Source organism: Streptomyces sp. CB02261, assembly GCF_001905665.1.
GTDB lineage: Bacteria > Actinomycetota > Actinomycetes > Streptomycetales > Streptomycetaceae > Streptomyces.
This window is the reverse complement of sequence record NZ_LIVX01000006.1, coordinates 358590-371454: the sequence shown is the minus strand read 5'-3', so window position 1 is coordinate 371454 and position 12865 is coordinate 358590. Positions and strand designations below refer to the sequence as shown.

Below are 12865 nucleotides of genomic sequence, written 5' to 3'. Positions count from 1 at the left end.
CACCCCTAGTGGTCGGGACCGCTCCCGCCCGTCGCCGGGAGGACCACCCGGATACCGAACTCGTAGGTGCCGGTCGCCTGCGCGATGCCGATGAAGAGCAGGGCGAAGTGCTCCTGGCCGCGCGCCGTCGCGATGCCGCCCAGGTCGAGCACCGCGTCGTCGGACCAGCCGAGATCGGTGACCAGGCCGCGCACCACCTTCTTCGCCGAGGCGTCCTCACCGGAGAGGAACACTGTGCCGGGACCCGCCAGGGAGTGCGGCGCGACCATCACCTTCCGGTCGACCGTCGCGAGCGTCTTCACCACCCGCGTCCCCGGGAACGCCCGCTGGATCTCCTCGCCGAGGCTGACCACCGGATGCGAGAGCGTCCCGTCCTCCAGGAAGCCGACCCCGACGTCCAGGATGATCCTCCCGGCCAGCGCGGGCGCCCCGACGGTGGTCAGGAGGGCCACGGACTCCGTGCCCGGGGTGGCGTTCACCAGCACCTCCGCGTGTGCCGCGGCGCCCGCCGAACCGTCGATCCGTACGCCCGCCGCGGTGAGTTCCTCCAGCTCCGCCCGCAGCTCCCGGTCGTCGGGCCGACGTGACCCGATGACCACCTCATGACCGGCCCGCGCCCACGCCGACGCGAGCGCCCGTCCTACGTTTCCCGTTCCGAGAATTCCGATTCGCATGCCGCTCATCGTGGCCGCGCGGGCCGCACCCGCACCTCGGTCCCGGAACCCGACCTCGGTCGGCCCTTCGGTCTAGGACCGCCGACGCGGTTCCTTGCGAAGCCGGCGGTCCTGCGATGATCGGAGTTGTGGCCATCCCCCCGCACTCCGCCCCGGCCCCCGTGCCGGCCGCCGCCCCCGAGACGCTCGGCACCGGGCGTCTGCTCCTGCGGCCCGTCCGGGACTCCGACCTGGACGCCGTGACCCGCCTGTGGACCGACCCCGAGGTACGGCGCCACCTCGGCGGCCCCGTCATCGAGTCGGTGATCCGGATCAGGCGGCGCCGGATCGTCGGGGCGCCCGGTTTCCACGCCGTGGTCCGGGCCGAGGACGGTGTCTTCCTCGGCCTCGTCACGGTCGAGCCGGGCGCGCGGGGCGGGGAGACGGAGCTGTCGTACCAGTTCCTGCCCGAGCACTGGGGGAGGGGCTACGCACGGGAGGCGGTCGGTGCCGTCGTAGCGAGGACCCTGGAGGGCACGCCGAGCGTCGTCGCCGTCACCCAGGAGGCGAACCACCGCTCACGCCGGCTCCTGGAGGCCGTCGGCCTGGAGTACGCCGAGTCCTTCGTGGAGTGGGACGCCCACCAGGTGCTGTACCGCCGCCACCGGGCCTGACCCCGACGTCCGCCCGGAGGAGCACCCGCCGTCAGCGGGGCGGCTCGCCCGCCGCGAGCCGGGCAACCGCCCGTTCGAGACGCGCCGTCCTGGTCTTCGCGGTGCGCGCCTGCAGCAGGCCGAGGATCACCAGGTAGCGGTCGGTCTTCCCCAGCGCCTCGAAGGCCTCGGCGGCCCTCGGCTGCGCCGCCAGGGCCGCCGCGAGGTCCTCCGGCACCGTCGCGTCCTTCTGGGAGGGGTACGCGGCCTCCCACCGTCCGTCGGCCTGCGCCGCCCGCACCTCGACGAGGCCCGGCTCCCGCATCCGGCCGGCGGCGGTGAGCGCCTCCACCTGGCGCACGTTGACCTGGGACCAGAGGCTGCGCGGCCGGCGCGGGGTGATCTTCTGCAGATAGGAACGCTCGTCGAGTGCCTTGCGCTTGCCGGTGATCCAGCCGTAGATCAGCGTGCCGTCGAGGATCTCCTCCGCGTCCGGCGAGGCGAGGTCCGAGCCCTTGCGGGCGAGCAGCAGCCAGATGCCGGGGGTGTCCCCGTGGTGCTGCTCCAGCCAGGCCTCCAGCTCCGTCCCGTCGGAGAACGACATGACCGCGAGCCCCTCGACCGTCTCCACCGGAACGCCCCTCATCCCCGTTGACCGGCACCACCGGCGGATCCGACGGCACCTCGACGTGAACACGATAGTGACAGCGCGCCGGCCGGCCGGGCAGACGATCCCGGCGGGCCGCCCCGTCCGACCCGGTGCGGCGCGGAGCCGCGTACGATCTGCGGATCGTCCACCGGCCGGCAGGACACCTACGCCGAGGAGCTCCGACCATGTCCTTCCTGGTGATCGGCGAATGCGTCGCCGACGTCGTCCGCGCCCCCGTCGGCTCGGACGTCGCCGACCGTGTCCACCCCGGCGGCAGCCCCGCCAACGTCGCCTACGGCCTCGGCCGCCTCGGCCGGGACGTCACCCTGCTCACCCAGCTCGCCGACGACCCCCACGGCCGCCGCATCGCCGAGCACCTCACGGCGGCGGGCGTACGGGTGGAGGTCGGCGGCGCTCCCGAGCGCACCCCGTCGGCGGTCGTGGGACTCGACGCGCACGGCACGGCCTCGTACACCTTCGACATCGCCTGGACGCTCACGGCCGGCGCGCCGGCCGACCTCGCGCCCGCCCATGTCCACATCGGATCGATCGCCGCCGTCACGGACCCCGGCGCGGCCACCGTCCTCGCCGAGACCGAGCGGCTCCGGAGCCGGGCCACGGTCAGCTACGACCCCAACGTACGGCCCGCGCTGATGGGGGAGCACGACGCGGCCGTCGCCCGCGTCGAACGGTGCGTCGCCCTCAGCGACCTCGTCAAGGCCAGCGACGAGGACCTGGCCTGGCTGTACCCCGGCGAGGACCCGGGCACGGTCGCCGCCCGGTGGCTGACCCTCGGTCCCGGTGTCGTGCTGGTCACCCGGGGCGCGGCCGGCTCGCTCGCCGTCACCCGACGGGGGACGGTCGTCGCGGACGCTCCCCCGGTCGCCGTCGTCGACACCGTCGGCGCGGGCGACTCCTTCATGTCCGCCGTCCTCGACACCCTCGCCGGGCACGGGCGGGAGGAACTCGGCGCGCTCGGCGCCGAGCACCTCGCGGGGCTGCTGCGGACGGCGGGCGCGGCGGCGGCCGTGACCGTCTCCCGGGCCGGCGCCCACCCGCCCGACCGCGCCGAACTGGACGCGGCCGGGGAGGCGTTCACGCTCAGGTCCGGGCGTGTGTCGTGATGTCCGACGCGAACTGCTCGACCATCTCCGGGGTGACCGTCGGCCGGCACTCCCCGATGGCCGCCAGATAGTCCGCGGTGCTCGCGCCCGGTGCCGGACCGTCGCCGCCGCGCCCGCCGACCGCGAGCAGGTCCCGCCCGAAGGAGGACTGGGCGGCGATCCTGGCCGCGTGCTCGATGTCGGCGGGTGTGAACAGCTCGCTCGCGACGACCAGTTCGTCGATGTCGACGTCCGCGCGGCCGTCCGTGTAGCGGGCCCAGATCGCGGCCCGCGCCGCCTTGTCCGGCGTACCGATGGGGATGAGGTAGTCGAAGCGTCCGGGGCGCAGGAAGGCCGGGTCGAGGGACCGGATGGAGTTGGTGGCGCAGACGAGCAGCCGCTCGTCCCGCTCGCGGAAGCCCGGTATCAGCTTGAGGAGTTCGTTCGTCACCCCGTGCATGCCGCCGGGCTGCGCGGGCTCCGCGCGCACCGGAGCGATCTCCTCGACCTCGTCGATGAAGACGAGGACCCGCTCCAGCTCCGCGATCCGGGCGAACGCGGACCGCAGGGCCGCGGCGAGGTTCCCCTCGTCCGCCAGGCGGGAAGGCAGGATCTCCACGAACGGCCAGCCGAGGCGTGAGGCGATGCCGCGCGCGAACGTGGTCTTGCCGGTGCCCGGCGGGCCGAACAGGCAGATCGCGCGCGGTGGACGCACCCCGTGCCGCCCGGCCCGTTCAGGCTCCGCGAGCGGCAGCACGACCCGGCGTTCGATCAGGTCCTTCTCCCGTTCCATCCCGGCGACCTTGGCCCACAGGTCGCCGGGGAGCAGCCGGCCGCCCAGGTCGTCGAGGAGCCCGGCGGCCGGTCCGTGCAGCGGCTCCGTCTTCTCGAAGTAGGCGACGGCCGGCTGACGGGTGTATCCGGCGTTCAGGAGGCCTTCGCCGAGGAGTTCCTCCTCGGGCAGGACGTACGCGATCCGCCCGACGCGGGCCGCGACGAGCCGCCGCTCCAACTCCACGAGCAGGGCGCTGGCGAGGCCACGCCCGCGCCACGCGGAGGAGATGGCGATCCGCATGACCCACGCCCGCTCGCCGGACACACAGGCGAGCGCCGCCCCGATGGGCACGCCCTGGTGGACGGCGACCACGGCGGGCTGGCGTGTGGTCAGGGCCCCGATGCACTCGGCAAGGGAGAACACGGACTCCTGTCCGAGTTCGGCGGTGGTGTCGATCAGATGGACGACGGCGGCGAGATCGCTCTCGCGGTAGTCGTGGATGTGCCAGTTCACCGGTGGTGCCGCCCCTCGTTGGTGCTGTTGCGGCGAGGCTAGGCGCGGTCCCCGACCCCGGTCGTGCGCCATCCTGCACAAGCCGGTGCGGGCGAACGCGCCGGACCGGCGCTATGCGGGCTCCGTGTGGTCCGGCATGCGAGAAGCCCCTGGAAGGAGTTCCTTCCAGGGGCTGTGCCGGAGACCGGGGCCGTCGGACGGTCGGGCCGTCGGGCGGCGGGACGGTCAGTGGGCCGGGGCCGGCTTCGGGTTCGGGCCGTGCCCGTTCTCGCGCTGGTCGCCCTCGAGGCAGGCGAAGACGATGAGCACGATGGAGCCGACCAGCGGGACCAGACCGATGAGGATCCACCAGCCCGAGCGGTCGGTGTCGTGGAGCCGGCGGACGAACAGGCCCAGGGCCGGCAGGAGGATGGCGAGGGCGTAGAGGGAGCCCAGCAGCGGCATGCCGATCGCCAGGTCGATGCCGTACAGAATGATCGAGACGATGAGGCTGATCAGCTGGAACATCCAGAATTCCTTGCGGCGCGCCCGGCCGCTGAACACCGCGTACTTCTTGAAGGCTTCGAGGTACCAGTTCACTTTGTCCCCCCGAGGACTGGGTGTGCGAGCGGGAGCCTGTCCCTGTGGAGGAAGCTTTGCGCAGTACGCAGGTGGCTGAAACCGCATGGGTCGATTCGTTACCGGGCGGTGGCCGTTCCGGGTTCGGACGCGATGAACGGCGGCGCCTCCGGGGTGGAGGTGCCGCCGCTCGGGGAGAGGATCAGAAGGTCATGTCCTTCGCTTGGTCATGAGCAGTCCGCCGGCCGTGAGAGAGAACAGGCAGACGCACGCGCCGGTGATCACGTTGCTGAGGACGGTGCCGGTGTCGGGGCTCTGTCCGACCACCCAGGGGGCGATGATCAGCCACGCGCCCATCAGCAGGACGACGAAGTTCAGGTCCTGCGACCGCTCGGGAACCATCGACATGCACAGGCCGAGGACCGCGAGGGCGATGCCGACGACCAGGTTGGTGAGGGCCAACGAGGGCTGGGCCGCGGAGAAGTGGACCGTCCACGCGGAGATCGCGGCGTAGACACCGGCGAGGATCACGAGTTCCTCGACGGCCGCCACACCTCGGGTCTGGAGCATACGGGCATATCGGTCCCGCATTTCCGGCGCATCTGGGTGCCCCGCGATATCACCGGGACGGTGGGAAACGTCGGCCATACGACTCGCCTCCTTCTGGCGTCCTGCACGTGTGACCGTATGTGCGGCGAATGAGGCCGCTGTTTCATTGTGCCCTTACATATCCTTTATGTGTAGATCCGTCCCCTCAGGGATGCGTACAAAATTCCGGTCCGCACTCTGCAGAGAACCGCCAAGCGACTCCTCCTGTTCGACAGGAATTCGTTTAAATATGAACGACCTGGGTGCGTCACCGTGCACGGTGTCCTGCGGCATCCCGGCGTAGCCTGGAAGAGGACTCGGGGCCTCTCCAGCGCCGGGAGTGGATCATGGCCGGCATCGTACGAAAGAGCTTCGACACAGCGGACGAGACCCGTCCCTTCGAGGACGGCAAGGGCAGGCTCGACCTGCTCACCAGCGGAGGCGGCCCGGTCGGCCGGGCCGTGTTCGAGCCGGGCTGGCAGTGGTCCAAGCACGTCAAGCCGATCGCCGGCACCGACAGCTGCCAGGCCTCGCACGTCGGTTACGTGGTCAGCGGGCGGATGAAGGTCGTCATGGACGACGGCGAGTCCACGGAGTTCGGCAGCGGGGACTTCATGGAGGTCACGCCCGGCCACGACGCCTGGGTGCTCGGCGACGACGCCTGCGTGGTCCTCGACTGGTCGGGCTTCGGCGACTACGCCAAGCGAGCCGGGGGCTGACGCTCCGACCGATCCGGCCCACCCCCTCGGGGCCGCGGTTGGCACCGTGGCCGACCGGCGGTCGGCCACGGAAACGGGCCGCCCGATGCCCGCCCCGGGCACAATGCCCGCATGACTCAAGATCACCGCACGCCCGTTCCGTACGCCGCCGACGAACGCGCCACCCTCACCGCCATGCTGGACTTCCAGCGCGACACGCTCGCCCTCAAGTGCGCGGGGCTCGCGCCGGACCAGCTGCGGGAGCGGGCGGTCGCCCCTTCGGACCTCTCCCTGCTCGGACTCGTCCGTCACGCCGCCGACGTCGAACGCGGCTGGTTCCGCAACACCCTGGCCGGCGAGCGGAGTCGCAGCCACTGGACCCCGCCCGGCTCCACCGAGCGGGCCGACTTCGACGTGGACGGAGCCGACGTCGACGAGGCCTTCACGATCTGGCGCGAGGAGTGCGCCCGATCCCGCGCGTTCGTGGACGCGGCCGAATCCCTCGACATCACCGGTACGCACGGGGAGGAGTCGTACTCCCTGCGCTACGTCCTCGCCCACATGATCGAGGAGTACGCGCGGCACAACGGCCACGCCGACCTGCTGCGCGAGCGGCTCGACGGCACGACGGGGGAGTGAGGTCCGTGACCGCGCCCCAGGCGCTCCAGGACCCGGAGGTCGCCGAGGCCGTCGCGGGCGAACTGCGTCTCATGGACCCGGTGGTGCGCGGCTCGCGGACGCTCGCCGCCACGCTGCTCGACCCGGAGTTCGTCGAGGTGGGCGCGTCCGGCCGACGCTGGACGTACGAGGAGATGCTCGCCGACCTGCCCGAGATGGACGGCGGTGCCGAGGACGGTCCGCGCCACGAACCGGAGGCCTTCACCGGCGTCCTGCTCGCCCCGGGACTCGTCCACCTCACCTACGAGACGGTCCGCGAGGGCCGCCGGGTCCGGCGCAGTTCGCTCTGGCGCCGCGACCCCGGCGCGCCCCAGGGCTCGGGCCTGCGCATGTACTACCACCAGGGAACGCCCGTGCCGGAGGCGGACCGTCAGCCGTAGGCGTCCGTGACGCAGTCGACCGCGCACCGCCGGTACTCGAACCGGCGGCGCAGGGCCGCCGCCGCGTCGCGCCTCTCCACCACGGCGTACCCGTAGCGCTCGCGGGTCGTCAGGACCACCGCCTCGACGGTGACGATCGCCGGTTCGCCCTCGCCCGCGGACCGGCGTGCCGTCGCGATCACGAGGTCGGCGGCGCGCAGCAGGTCGCGGGCGTACTCCCGCTGGGCCACGGACCGGGCCCGCGAGGCGGCGAAGGGGCGGACCGACCGCCCCTTCCAGACCGCGCCGGCGGTCATGAGCCCCACCCCGATCAGGAGGACGATGAGGAACCCGGCCATGGCTTCGAGGTACCGCCTTCCCCTCGCGGGGGCGAGGCCCCGGGACTCCGGACGATCCCTCCGAGTCTAGAGCTCACCCTAATCTCGCGAGGGGTGCGATCACTCATTGACACGTGTAAATGGCGATGGCAGGCTCCTCCCGGGCCCCGCGTCCCCGGCGCGTGCCCCCGCCGCACCGCGCGAGAAGGAGCCAGTGACCCATGAGCACCTCCGGCCCCGTCGTCTCCACCGCCCGAGGGCCCGTCAGAGGCGAGCGCCGCGCCGACGGCAGCCTCCGCTTCCTGGGCATCCCGTACGCGCGGCCGCCCGTGGGCGACCTCCGGTTCGCCGCGCCCGTACCGCCGGAACCGTGGTCGGAACCGCTGGACGCCACCCGGTACGGGCCGACCGCACAGCGCCGTCCCTTCGCCGAGGTCACCACCATTCCCGAGCCCTCCGTCCCGGGCGCCGGAATCCTCAACCTCAACGTCTTCACCCCGTCCGTCGCACCGTCCGCCGCCCTGCCCGTGCTCGTGTGGATCCACGGCGGCGGCTACGTCGCCGGCTCGGCGGCCAGCCCCTGGTACGACGGAGCCGCGTTCAACCGGGACGGCGTGGTGCTCGTCTCGCTCGGCTACCGGCTCGGCATCGAGGGCTTCCTGCACCTGGAGGACGCCCCCGACAACCGGGGCGTACGGGACTGGGTCGCCGCCCTCGCCTGGGTGCGGGACAACATCGCGGCCTTCGGCGGCGACCCGGCCAAGGTCACCGTCGCCGGACAGTCGGCGGGCGGCGGCGCCGTCCAGACCCTGCTCGCCTGCCCCGCCGCCCGGGGCCTCTTCCGGGGCGCTCTCTCCGTCTCCGGCGCGGTCCCGCGCCCCGACGGCCCCGAGGTGGCCCGCGCGGCCTCCCTGCTCCTCACCTCCCGCACCGGAGTCCCCGCCACCGCCGCCGCCCTCCGCGACCTCGGCGACGACGAACTCCTCGCCCTCCAGGACCGCCTGGCGGAGCCGGGCCCGGACCGCGAGGGCCTGCCGCCGCTGCTGGCCCTCGCCCCCTTCGCCGACGGCGAGCTGATTCCCCGGCCCGCTCTCGACGCGCTCACGACGGGAGACGCGGGCGCCGACGTCCCGCTGATGCTCGGCTTCACCGCGCACGAGTTCACGATGTTCCCCGGGCCGGGGCCCGAGGGTCCGCCCCTGCCGGTGCTGCTCGGCGGGCTCGGCCTCGACCCCGCCAAGGCGGACGCCTTCGCCGAGGCGTACGCGAAGGACGGCGCCGAGCGGCTCTTCGGCCAGGCGCTCACCGACGCGACCTTCCGCGCCCCGAACCTCGCCGTCGCGGACGCCCGCGCCGCGCGCGGGCGCCCCACCTGGCTCTACGAGTTCGCCTGGCGGTCCCCGGTCGTCGGGCTCGCCGTCCACTGCCTCGACCTGCCGTTCGCTTTCGACCTCCTCGACGCCGAAGGGGTCACGGCCGCCGCAGGGGAGGCGCCGCCGCGCGTGCTCGCCGACGCGCTGCACCGGGCCTGGGTCGCCTTCGTGACCCATCAGGACCCGGGTGCCGACTGGCCGCGCTACACCCCCGAGGGGCGCGCCACGATGATCTGGGACGCCGAGCCCCGGATCGAGGCGGACCCGCTGGGCCCGGTGCGCGCCCTCTGGCTCGGCTGACGCCCCGGCCGGTCACGTCTCCGGAGGGACGCAGAGCACCGGCACCGTCGACATGTGCAGGAGTTTGTGGGGCGTGGAGCCGAGAAGCGCCCCGCGGATCGGGCTCTCGCCCCAGCTGCCCACCACGATGACCCGGGCCTCGTGCCGGTGCGCCGCGTCGATCAGGGCCTGGGCGGGCTTCTCGTCGAGCACCTCGACGACCGTCGGCACGCCCGCCCGGTCGGCCTCCGCGACGGCGTGCTCCAGGCCGGCGCGGCCGGCCTGCCGGACGGCCTCGTGGTGGGACCGGTACTCCTCGCCCGTGAGGCCGGGAGCGGCGGCCCCGTAGACGAGGACGAGCCGGTCGTCGAAGGCGGCCGCCACCTCGATCGCGATGCGCAGGGCGCGGTGGGCGCCGGGGGACTCGTCGTATCCGAGGACGACAGGCATCTCAGTGCTCCTTGCCGCGGCGGACCAGATCGGGGTCGGCCACCCCGGGCCGCTCCCGCCAGAACGCGGGCGACCGCAGCCGCCACACGACCATGAGGACCACACCGGTGAGGGCGATGCCGATCCCGATGACGAGCGGCGGCCCCAGGCCGAACCACGAGGTTCCGCTGTACGAGTTCGCGGGATCGGACATGTCGGCGACCGACCGCACGAGCAGCCAGGTCAGCAGCCCGGCGCCGACGAGCGGGCCGAGGCCGATCAGCAGGAAGTTGTGGACGCTCTCGGTGAGGTGGCGCCGGTGGTAGACCGCGCAGGCGACGCCGGTGAGCGCGTAGTAGAAGGCGATGAGCAGGGACAGTGCGGTCAGGGAGTCCAGGAGGGCGTTGGCGCTGATCTGGTTCACCACCAGGTACCAGGCGATGGCGATGCCGGCGACCCACCACGTGCTCACGTCGGGGGTGCGGAAGCGCGGGCTGACGTGAGCGTACGGCGCGGGCAGCGCGCGGCGGCGGGCCATCGAGAGGGCGGTGCGCGAGGCCGGGATGATCGTCGTCTGGGTGGAGGCGATGGCGGACGTGGAGACGGCGAGGAGCAGGACCCAGTCCCAGCCGCCCAGCACGTCGGTGGCCAGCTGGGCGAAGAGGAACTCCTCCTCGCCCGCGTTCTCCGCCAGGAACGCCGGACCGGCGTAGGCGACGACCGCGAAGCCGACGGACACGTAGGTGACGAGGAGGATGACGGTCGACCACACGCCCGCCTTGCCGGGGGCGCTCGCGGAGTTCTCGACCTCCTCGGTGAGGTTGACGGCCGACTCCCAGCCCCAGTAGATGAACACGCCGAGCAGCAGGCCGCCGGTGAGTGCCGCGCCTCCCGCGCCGAAGGGGTTGAGCCAGTCGAGGGACGGCTCGACGGAGTCGTACGTGCTCGTGCCGGCGTACACCCGGTACAGCGCCACCACCACGAAGACCAGCAGGAAGGCGACCTGCGCGAGGATCAGGACGTTCTGCACCTTGGCCGACAGCTCCGTGCCGATCACGCACACGGCCGTCATCACCAGGATGAGCAGCACCGTGAGCAGCTGGCGTACGAAGGCGTTGTCCACCCAGCTGTCCAGGCCGACGGCGAGCAGCCCGAAGCTGACGGCCACGTCCGCGAGCGAGCCGACGACCAGGACGCCGGTCATCGCGATGGCCCAGCCGCCGAGCCAGCCGGCCCAGGGCCCCATGGCCCGCGTGACCCAGGAGAACGTCGTGCCGCAGTCCTGGTCCACCTTGTTCAGGTAGTAGAACGCCGACGCGATGAACAGCATCGGCACGAAGGACGCGAACATCACGCCGGGGGCGTAGATCCCGACCAGGGCGACGATCGGGCCGATGACGGCCGCGAGGGAGTACGCCGGAGAGGTCGAGTTGAGCCCGATGACGAGCGCGTCGACGAAGCCGATCGCGTCGGGTTTGAGGCCGGGGTCCCGTTCCTGCGGCGCGGCGTCCTCTGCGGTCATGGTCCCTCGCTCCGGCTCCGGCCCGACGGCACTCCGCGGGTGCCCCGACCACACCGGGGCGTACGTCCCCTCATCGTAAGAACGCCCGGCTTTGCCCGCATTCCGGATGACGTTCGGGACAAGCCGCGGAGCCGTCACCGCCCGATAGCATCGCGCAGCCCGCCGCACCCGTCACGGAACGGAACGCCCGCATGCTGAAGGACTTCGCCGACCTCTCCACCCCACTCATCGCCGACGCCTGCGTACGCCTCGGGGAACCGTTGCGCGCGGCCCCCGCCGGGATCCTGCCCGTCGTCCCCGGCGGGCGCGTCGCCGGACGAGCGCTGCCCACCCGCCATCACGGAAGCGTCGACGTCTTCCTGGAGGCCTTCGGGCACGCCGAGCCCGGAGACGTCCTCGTCGTCGACAACGCCGGCCGCGACGACGAGGCCTGCATCGGAGACCTCGCCGTGCTGGAGGCCGAAGCGGCCGGCGTCTCCGGTGTCGTCGTCTGGGGCCTGCACCGGGACACCCCCGACCTCGTCGAGATCGGCCTGCCCGTCTTCTCCTACGGACGTCACGCGCCCGGACCCGTCCGCGTCGACCCCCGGGACCCGGACGCGCTTGTCACCGCCCGCTTCGGCGACCACGAGGTGACGGGCGCCGACGTGGTGTTCGGCGACGACGACGGCGTGCTGTTCGTGACGGCCGCCCGCGCGGCCGCCGTCCTGGAGGCCGCCCGCGGCCTCTTCCACACGGAGCGCGAGCAGGCCCGCCGGATCAGGGCGGGGGAGACCCTCCGCGCGCAGACCCGCTTCGACGCCTATCTGGCGGACCGGGCCGAGGACCCCTCGTACACCTTCCGGCAGCATCTGCGCCGGATCGGCGGAGCGATCGAGGAGTGAGGCCGGCGCACGGCGTCAGCCCTCGAAGCCGACCGTGCCGTCCGGCAGGATCGCCTCCACGCGCGCGCCGTGCTCCACGGTCCTGCTCACCGTGCAGAACTTCTCGTGCGTCAGCCGCACCCCGCGGGCGAACACCTCGGCCGCCCGCGGGTTGCTGTCCGGCAGCTCGAACTCGTAGCTGACGCGGATCCGGCCCACCCGGCCGTCGTCCTCGGGGCCGGAGACCGACTCCACCACGATCCGCAGGTCGTCGTGGTCAACCGCCCGCGCGGTCCGGTCCACGACCAGGCCCCCACAGCCGCCCATCGCCGCGAGCAGCAACTCGACCGGGGTGAACGAGGGCTGGGCGTCGGCGTCGTCCGCCGCGGCCATCCGGACCTCCGCACCCCGGTCGTTGCGGGCGGTCCAGTTCCGGTACCCGGTGCGGACGGTCTCGATCCGGTAATCGGCCATGGCGGCGGTCTCCTTCGTCGTCGAATGCGCCCCTGATACGGTACGCCCGGCTGAGTAGCCCGGCGCCGCCCGTCTGAGTACGACGACCGATACGTCGGAGGCCGCCCGCTGCTGAACTGTCGTCATGACCTCCGACGCCCGGCGCACCCGGCCCCTCCAGCACGTCACGACCACCGGTACGGCCCTCGCGGTCGCCCTCGGACCGCTGGTGCTCGGGGCCCTGCTCGCCCGGTCGGTGGGCGGCGACCCGATGGTCTCCGTCAACGCCCTGATCGCGGGCGGCGGCCAGCGCGCCCGGATCTCCCGCGCCCAGCTCCGCTCGCGCGCGCCCTTCGCCCGCCGGTGAACCGGACCGGCCGA

General features: G+C 73.0%; 17 protein-coding genes. 8 read left to right on the top strand and 9 right to left on the bottom strand.

Features of this window, described 5'->3' with window-relative positions; genetic code table 11:
• Window positions 1-5: 5 nt before the first annotated feature.
• Window positions 6-683 carry an NADPH-dependent F420 reductase gene (locus AMK29_RS21960; protein WP_073815502.1) on the bottom strand — a complete coding sequence of 226 codons (678 nt, stop codon included), beginning with the start codon at window positions 681-683 and terminating at the stop codon, window positions 6-8.
• A gap of 119 nt (window positions 684-802) precedes the next feature.
• On the opposite strand from AMK29_RS21960, the gene AMK29_RS21955 reads away from it, so the two are divergent.
• On the top strand, window positions 803-1327 hold the full coding sequence (locus tag AMK29_RS21955; RefSeq protein WP_241845624.1) for a GNAT family N-acetyltransferase: 525 nt from the start codon (window positions 803-805) through the stop codon (window positions 1325-1327).
• Window positions 1328-1358: 31 nt separating this feature from the next.
• On the opposite strand, the gene AMK29_RS21950 is transcribed toward AMK29_RS21955, so the two are convergent.
• The gene (locus AMK29_RS21950; protein ID WP_073815499.1) at window positions 1359-1952 is read right to left on the bottom strand and encodes a YdeI/OmpD-associated family protein; all 594 of its coding nucleotides are present in this window, start codon (window positions 1950-1952) and stop codon (window positions 1359-1361) included.
• 188 nt (window positions 1953-2140) lie between these two features.
• On the opposite strand from AMK29_RS21950, the gene AMK29_RS21945 reads away from it, so the two are divergent.
• A complete protein-coding gene (locus tag AMK29_RS21945) occupies window positions 2141-3079 on the top strand; it encodes a carbohydrate kinase family protein (protein ID WP_073815496.1) in 939 nt (312 codons plus the stop codon).
• Here the strand turns inward: AMK29_RS21945 and AMK29_RS21940 are convergent.
• From AMK29_RS21940 to AMK29_RS21930, 3 genes are all read right to left on the bottom strand, one after another.
• Entirely contained in the window at window positions 3057-4346 is a 1290-nt protein-coding gene (locus tag AMK29_RS21940; protein ID WP_073815494.1) for an ATP-binding protein, read from the bottom strand. The two genes, AMK29_RS21945 and AMK29_RS21940, sit on opposite strands and share 23 nt — an antisense overlap.
• A gap of 225 nt (window positions 4347-4571) precedes the next feature.
• A complete protein-coding gene (locus tag AMK29_RS21935; protein ID WP_073815492.1) occupies window positions 4572-4925 on the bottom strand; it encodes a DUF805 domain-containing protein in 354 nt (117 codons plus the stop codon).
• A 189-nt stretch (window positions 4926-5114) separates the two neighbouring features.
• A complete protein-coding gene (locus tag AMK29_RS21930; RefSeq protein WP_241845622.1) occupies window positions 5115-5474 on the bottom strand; it encodes an SPW repeat protein in 360 nt (119 codons plus the stop codon).
• A gap of 365 nt (window positions 5475-5839) precedes the next feature.
• On the opposite strand from AMK29_RS21930, the gene AMK29_RS21925 reads away from it, so the two are divergent.
• The 3 genes from AMK29_RS21925 (at window position 5840) to AMK29_RS21915 (ending at window position 7248) form a co-directional block, all read left to right on the top strand.
• Window positions 5840-6211, top strand: a complete 372-nt coding sequence (locus AMK29_RS21925) for a cupin domain-containing protein (RefSeq protein WP_073815487.1) — start codon at window positions 5840-5842, stop codon at window positions 6209-6211.
• A gap of 111 nt (window positions 6212-6322) precedes the next feature.
• Window positions 6323-6829: a DinB family protein gene (locus AMK29_RS21920; protein WP_073815484.1), complete on the top strand. Its 507-nt coding sequence runs from the start codon at window positions 6323-6325 to the stop codon at window positions 6827-6829.
• A gap of 71 nt (window positions 6830-6900) precedes the next feature.
• Complete coding sequence (locus AMK29_RS21915; protein ID WP_073815876.1) at window positions 6901-7248, top strand: nuclear transport factor 2 family protein; 348 nt, start codon at window positions 6901-6903, stop codon at window positions 7246-7248.
• On the opposite strand, the gene AMK29_RS21910 is transcribed toward AMK29_RS21915, so the two are convergent.
• Window positions 7239-7586: a hypothetical protein gene (locus tag AMK29_RS21910; RefSeq protein ID WP_073815480.1), complete on the bottom strand. Its 348-nt coding sequence runs from the start codon at window positions 7584-7586 to the stop codon at window positions 7239-7241. The two genes, AMK29_RS21915 and AMK29_RS21910, sit on opposite strands and share 10 nt — an antisense overlap.
• A gap of 200 nt (window positions 7587-7786) precedes the next feature.
• Between AMK29_RS21910 and AMK29_RS21905 the strand changes: the two genes are divergently transcribed.
• Window positions 7787-9238 carry a carboxylesterase/lipase family protein gene (locus AMK29_RS21905; RefSeq protein WP_073815478.1) on the top strand — a complete coding sequence of 484 codons (1452 nt, stop codon included), beginning with the start codon at window positions 7787-7789 and terminating at the stop codon, window positions 9236-9238.
• A gap of 12 nt (window positions 9239-9250) precedes the next feature.
• Here AMK29_RS21905 and AMK29_RS21900 read toward each other — a convergent pair whose 3' ends face one another.
• Together AMK29_RS21900 and AMK29_RS21895 are read right to left on the bottom strand one after the other, a co-directional pair.
• The gene (locus AMK29_RS21900) at window positions 9251-9667 is read right to left on the bottom strand and encodes a universal stress protein (RefSeq protein WP_073815475.1); all 417 of its coding nucleotides are present in this window, start codon (window positions 9665-9667) and stop codon (window positions 9251-9253) included.
• A gap of 1 nt (window position 9668) precedes the next feature.
• Window positions 9669-11168, bottom strand: a complete 1500-nt coding sequence (locus AMK29_RS21895) for an APC family permease (protein ID WP_073815473.1) — start codon at window positions 11166-11168, stop codon at window positions 9669-9671.
• 191 nt (window positions 11169-11359) lie between these two features.
• Here AMK29_RS21895 and AMK29_RS21890 point away from each other — a divergent pair, with 191 nt between their 5' ends.
• Complete coding sequence (locus AMK29_RS21890; protein ID WP_073815471.1) at window positions 11360-12052, top strand: RraA family protein; 693 nt, start codon at window positions 11360-11362, stop codon at window positions 12050-12052.
• 15 nt (window positions 12053-12067) lie between these two features.
• On the opposite strand, the gene AMK29_RS21885 is transcribed toward AMK29_RS21890, so the two are convergent.
• The gene (locus tag AMK29_RS21885; RefSeq protein WP_073815468.1) at window positions 12068-12505 is read right to left on the bottom strand and encodes an OsmC family protein; all 438 of its coding nucleotides are present in this window, start codon (window positions 12503-12505) and stop codon (window positions 12068-12070) included.
• A gap of 124 nt (window positions 12506-12629) precedes the next feature.
• Here AMK29_RS21885 and AMK29_RS21880 point away from each other — a divergent pair, with 124 nt between their 5' ends.
• Window positions 12630-12851, top strand: a complete 222-nt coding sequence (locus tag AMK29_RS21880; RefSeq protein WP_073815466.1) for a hypothetical protein — start codon at window positions 12630-12632, stop codon at window positions 12849-12851.
• Window positions 12852-12865: the final 14 nt, after the last annotated feature.

Coding starts and splice junctions, on each gene's coding strand:
- AMK29_RS21960 (WP_073815502.1), bottom strand. CDS start 683: ATGAGCGGCATGCGAATCGGAATTCTCGGAACGGGAAACGTAGGACGG.
- AMK29_RS21950 (WP_073815499.1), bottom strand. CDS start 1,952: ATGAGGGGCGTTCCGGTGGAGACGGTCGAGGGGCTCGCGGTCATGTCG.
- AMK29_RS21945 (WP_073815496.1), top strand. CDS start 2,141: ATGTCCTTCCTGGTGATCGGCGAATGCGTCGCCGACGTCGTCCGCGCC.
- AMK29_RS21930 (WP_241845622.1), bottom strand. CDS start 5,474: ATGCTCCAGACCCGAGGTGTGGCGGCCGTCGAGGAACTCGTGATCCTC.
- AMK29_RS21925 (WP_073815487.1), top strand. CDS start 5,840: ATGGCCGGCATCGTACGAAAGAGCTTCGACACAGCGGACGAGACCCGT.
- AMK29_RS21920 (WP_073815484.1), top strand. CDS start 6,323: ATGACTCAAGATCACCGCACGCCCGTTCCGTACGCCGCCGACGAACGC.
- AMK29_RS21915 (WP_073815876.1), top strand. CDS start 6,901: ATGGACCCGGTGGTGCGCGGCTCGCGGACGCTCGCCGCCACGCTGCTC.
- AMK29_RS21910 (WP_073815480.1), bottom strand. CDS start 7,586: ATGGCCGGGTTCCTCATCGTCCTCCTGATCGGGGTGGGGCTCATGACC.
- AMK29_RS21905 (WP_073815478.1), top strand. CDS start 7,787: ATGAGCACCTCCGGCCCCGTCGTCTCCACCGCCCGAGGGCCCGTCAGA.
- AMK29_RS21900 (WP_073815475.1), bottom strand. CDS start 9,667: ATGCCTGTCGTCCTCGGATACGACGAGTCCCCCGGCGCCCACCGCGCC.
- AMK29_RS21895 (WP_073815473.1), bottom strand. CDS start 11,168: ATGACCGCAGAGGACGCCGCGCCGCAGGAACGGGACCCCGGCCTCAAA.
- AMK29_RS21890 (WP_073815471.1), top strand. CDS start 11,360: ATGCTGAAGGACTTCGCCGACCTCTCCACCCCACTCATCGCCGACGCC.
- AMK29_RS21885 (WP_073815468.1), bottom strand. CDS start 12,505: ATGGCCGATTACCGGATCGAGACCGTCCGCACCGGGTACCGGAACTGG.
- AMK29_RS21880 (WP_073815466.1), top strand. CDS start 12,630: ATGACCTCCGACGCCCGGCGCACCCGGCCCCTCCAGCACGTCACGACC.